2 protein-coding genes are annotated in these 4,584 nt (G+C 62.1%); both read left to right on the top strand.

Annotated features, from left to right (window positions below; translation table 11 throughout):
• Positions 1-72 precede the first annotated feature (72 nt).
• Positions 73-1,854 (top strand): glucan biosynthesis protein G, encoded by a 1,782-nt coding sequence (locus D6877_RS10425; RefSeq protein WP_160768503.1) that lies wholly within the window; start codon positions 73-75, stop codon positions 1,852-1,854.
• Positions 1,847-4,417, top strand: coding sequence for a glucans biosynthesis glucosyltransferase MdoH (mdoH, locus tag D6877_RS10420; protein WP_130910699.1), 2,571 nt, complete (start codon positions 1,847-1,849; stop codon positions 4,415-4,417). The genes D6877_RS10425 and mdoH overlap by 8 nt, the downstream gene beginning before the upstream one ends.
• Positions 4,418-4,584: the final 167 nt, after the last annotated feature.

The raw sequence follows: 4,584 nt of genomic DNA, 5'->3' as shown, positions 1-4,584 counted from the left end.
CTGGCCGTTGGTTTATTGATCTGTTTTCGGCGAGGGTTGCTCGTGATTGTTAGTCCCTGTAATGCAGCAAAAATGTCTGCCAAACGCATGCGAAGTGCTCTGGTAGCGGGTTCGGCGCTCCTGTGCCTGCTCAGCGCCGGTCAGCTTTGGGCGTTCAATCTTGACGACGTATCGGCCAAGGCCAAAGAGCTGGCCGGGCAGAAGTTCGAAGCCCCGCGCAGCAACCTGCCGAACGAATTCCGCGAAATGAAGTTCGCGGACTACCAGAAGATCCGCTTCCTCACCGAAAAGGCTGAGTGGGCCGATCAGAAGACGCCGTTCAAACTCTCCTTCTATCACCAGGGTATGCATTTCGATACGCCGGTGAAAATCAACGAAATCACCGCAAACACTGTCTCGGAAATCAAATACGATCCGAGCCGCTTCGATTTCGGCGATCTGAAATTCGATCCGAAAGCCACCGAGCAACTGGGCTACGCCGGTTTCCGTGTGCTGTATCCGATCAACAAGGCCGACAAGCAAGACGAGATCATGACCATGCTCGGCGCGAGCTACTTCCGCGTCGTCGGCAAGGGCCACACCTACGGTCTGTCGGCCCGTGGTCTGGCGATCGATACTGCGCTGCCGTCGGGTGAAGAGTTCCCGCGTTTCCGCGAGTTCTGGATTCAGCAGCCCAAGCCGGGCGACAAGCACCTGGTGATCTTCGCTCTGCTCGACTCGCCGCGTGCCACTGGTGCCTACCGCCTGATCCTGCGTCCGGGCAGCGACACCATCGTCGACGTCAAGGCGCAGATGTTCCTGCGTGACAAGGTCGGCAAACTGGGTATCGCGCCGCTGACCAGCATGTTCCTGTTCGGCGCCAACCAGCCGTCGAAAGTACTCAACTACCGTCGTGAACTGCACGACTCCAGCGGTCTGTCGATCCATGCCGGCAACGGCGAGTGGATCTGGCGTCCACTGAACAACCCGAAACACCTGGCTGTGAGCAACTTCAGCGTCGAGAACCCGCGTGGTTTCGGTCTGCTGCAGCGTGGCCGTGACTTCAGCCACTACGAAGACCTCGACGACCGCTACGACAAGCGCCCAAGCGCCTGGATCGAGCCGAAGGGCGAGTGGGGCAAGGGCACTGTCGATCTGGTAGAGATTCCGACCGCTGACGAAACCAACGACAACATCGTTGCGTTCTGGAGCCCGGAAAAAATGCCGGAGCCAGGCCAGCCGCTGGACTTCGCCTACCGCATGCACTGGACCATGGACGAAGCAGCACTCCACGCGCCGGACAGTGCCTGGGTGGCACAGACCCTGCGTTCGACCGGTGACGTCAAGCAATCGAACCTGATCCGTCAGCCCGATGGCAGCGTGGCCTATCTGGTCGACTTCGAAGGCCCGTCGCTGGCGGCCCTGACGCCGGATGCCGACGTGCGCAGTCAGGTCAGCGTCGGCGACAACGCCGAACTGGTCGAAAACAGCGTGCGCTACAACCCGGAAACCAAGGGCTGGCGCTTGACCCTGCGGATGAAGATCAAGGACCCGAGCAAAGCGACCGAGATGCGCGCCGCCCTGGTTCAGCCAGTGGTCACCGCAGATCTGGGCAAATCGGTGCCGGCGTCCAATTCGTCGGTCGCCAAGGCCGACAAGGTTGCCGCCAAGCAACAGGAAAAACTCGACAAGGAAGCCAAGGCCGCCGAAGCCAAACAGGCTGAAGCCAAGCCTGCAGCCGACGCCAAGGACAAGGCCAACAAAGACGCCAAGCAGCCAGTCGCTGCCGACGCGGCCCCAGCCACACCGGAATCGGCGCCGACTGAAGAAGTCCTGACCGAGACCTGGAGCTATCAGTTGCCTGCCGATGAGTAATTCACCAGTACAGCCAGAGACTCTGTCCGAGTATCTGGCGCATCTGCCGATGACCGACGAGCAACGCGCGGAACTCGCGGGTTGCCAGTCGTTCAGCGAGCTGCATGAACGCCTGTCGTCCTCGACATTCGACGCCCCTGCCGAAGCCGCCCAGGCTTCGGTGGGCAAGCGTCTGACCCTGAGCACTGCCGAAGAACTGGCCGAAGCGGAAATGCTGGTGCTCGACGCCAGTGGTCGGGTCAGCCTCAAGGCCACTCCACCGATCCGCCGCACCAAGGTCGTGCCGGAGCCATGGCGCACCAATATCCTGGTGCGTGGCTGGCGCCGTCTGACCGGGCGCACCAACCCGCCGCAACCGCCGAAGGACGCCAACGTCCTGCCGGCCGCCCGCTGGCGCACCGTCGGTTCGATCCGCCGCTACATCCTGTTGCTGCTGATGCTCGGCCAGACCATCGTCGCCGGCTGGTACATGAAAGGCATCATGCCGTACCAGGGCTGGTCGTTCGTCGATCTCGATGAAGTCCTGCATCAGCCGCTGCTGCAAACCGCCACGCAAGTGCTGCCGTACGCGCTGCAAACCAGCATCCTGATTCTGTTCGGGATTCTGTTCTGCTGGGTCTCGGCCGGCTTCTGGACCGCGCTGATGGGCTTCCTCGAGCTGCTCACCGGCCACGATAAATACCGTATCTCCGGGAAAAGCGCCGGTAACGAGCCGATTCCCAAAGATGCGCGTACTGCGCTGGTGATGCCGATCTGCAACGAAGACGTACCGCGTGTATTCGCCGGTCTGCGTGCGACGTTCGAATCGGTAGCGGCCACCGGTGATCTGGATCGCTTCGACTTTTTTGTCCTCAGCGACAGTAACGACACCGATATCTGCGTCGCCGAGCAACAGGCCTGGCTGGATGTCTGCCGCGAGGCCAAGGGCTTCGGCAAGATCTTCTATCGCCGTCGTCGCCGTCGTGTGAAACGCAAGAGCGGCAACCTCGACGACTTCTGCCGTCGTTGGGGTGGTGACTACAAGTACATGGTCGTGCTCGACGCCGACTCGGTGATGAGCGGCGAGTGCCTGACCAGTCTGGTGCGCCTGATGGAAGCCACGCCGGACGCCGGGATCATCCAGACCGCGCCACGTGCGTCGGGCATGGACACCCTGTATGCGCGGATGCAGCAGTTTGCGACCCGCGTGTACGGCCCGCTGTTTACCGCCGGTCTGCACTTCTGGCAGTTGGGTGAATCCCACTACTGGGGTCACAACGCGATCATCCGCATGAAGCCGTTCATCGACCACTGCGCCCTGGCGCCGTTGCCGGGCAAAGGCGCGTTCTCCGGTGCGATCCTGTCCCACGACTTCGTCGAAGCTGCGCTGATGCGCCGTGCCGGCTGGGGCGTGTGGATTGCCTACGACCTGCCGGGCAGTTACGAAGAGTTGCCGCCGAACCTGCTCGACGAGCTCAAGCGTGACCGTCGCTGGTGCCACGGCAACCTGATGAACTTCCGCCTGTTCCTGGTCAAAGGCATGCACCCGGTGCACCGCGCGGTGTTCCTCACTGGCGTGATGTCTTACCTGTCGGCGCCGTTGTGGTTCTTCTTCCTGGTGTTGTCGACCGCGCTGCTGGCGGTGAACACGTTGATGGAGCCGCAGTACTTCCTCGAACCACGCCAGCTCTATCCGCTGTGGCCGCAATGGCACCCGGACAAGGCCATCGCGCTGTTCTCGACGACCATCGTGCTGCTGTTCCTGCCGAAGCTGTTGAGCATCATCCTGATCTGGGCCAAGGGCGCGAAAGAGTTCGGCGGCAAGTTCAAGGTGACCCTGTCGATGCTGCTGGAGATGCTGTTCTCCATGCTGCTGGCGCCGGTGCGGATGATTTTCCACACCCGCTTCGTCCTCGCCGCGTTCCTCGGCTGGGCCGCGACCTGGAACTCGCCGCAGCGTGACGACGACTCGACGCCGTGGAGCGAAGCGGTCAAGCGCCACGGTCCGCAGACTTTGCTGGGCTTCTTGTGGGCGCTGCTGGTGATCTGGCTGAACCCGAGCTTCCTCTGGTGGCTGGTGCCGATCGTCGGTTCGCTGATGCTGTCGATCCCGGTATCGGTGATCTCCAGCCGTGTCGGCCTTGGTCTGAAGACCCGTGACGAGAGCCTGTTCCTCATCCCTGAGGAATACAATCCGCCACAGGCGCTGCTGGCAACCGATCAGTACACCCACGAGAACCGTTATCACGCCCTCAACGACGGCTTCGTCCGCGCCGTGGTCGATCCACAGCAGAACGCCCTGGCGTGCTCGCTGGCGACCTCGCGTCACGGCCAGGCCGAGCCGATCGAGTGGCTGCGTCAGGAACGTGTGCGTCACGCCATCAAGGTCGGCCCGGCCGGGCTGAACAACCATGATCGCCTGCAACTGCTCAGCGACCCTGTAGCACTGGCACGTCTGCATGAGCAGGTCTGGGCCGAAGGTCACGCCGAGTGGCTGGACGCCTGGCGCGCTTCGGTGAAAGCTGATCCGCACGCGCCGTTGCTGCCGCTGCGACCGGTGAGCCTGCAGGCTCAGCCGGCCTGATAAAAGAACCCCGCTGATTCAGCGGGGTTTTTTTTATGTCCGCTGATTTGCGAACAAATCCGGAAAAAGCCTAAAACCAGTGCATAGCATCCGTCGCCAAATTGGCGCGCCCGTTACCTACGACGCGCAAACCGCGCCGCTGCCTTCGCGAGCAGGCTCGCTCCCAC

It is taken from the genome of Pseudomonas sp. Sample_9, from assembly GCF_004307535.1.
Lineage (GTDB): Bacteria > Pseudomonadota > Gammaproteobacteria > Pseudomonadales > Pseudomonadaceae > Aquipseudomonas > Aquipseudomonas mercuritolerans.
The sequence above is the reverse complement of the archived record's forward strand: the minus strand, read 5'-3'. Positions and strand labels throughout refer to the sequence as shown.

Excerpts from the sequence above, each read along its gene's own strand:
- D6877_RS10425 (WP_160768503.1), top strand. The coding sequence starts at position 73 with ATGTCTGCCAAACGCATGCGAAGTGCTCTGGTAGCGGGTTCGGCGCTC.
- mdoH (WP_130910699.1), top strand. The coding sequence starts at position 1,847 with ATGAGTAATTCACCAGTACAGCCAGAGACTCTGTCCGAGTATCTGGCG.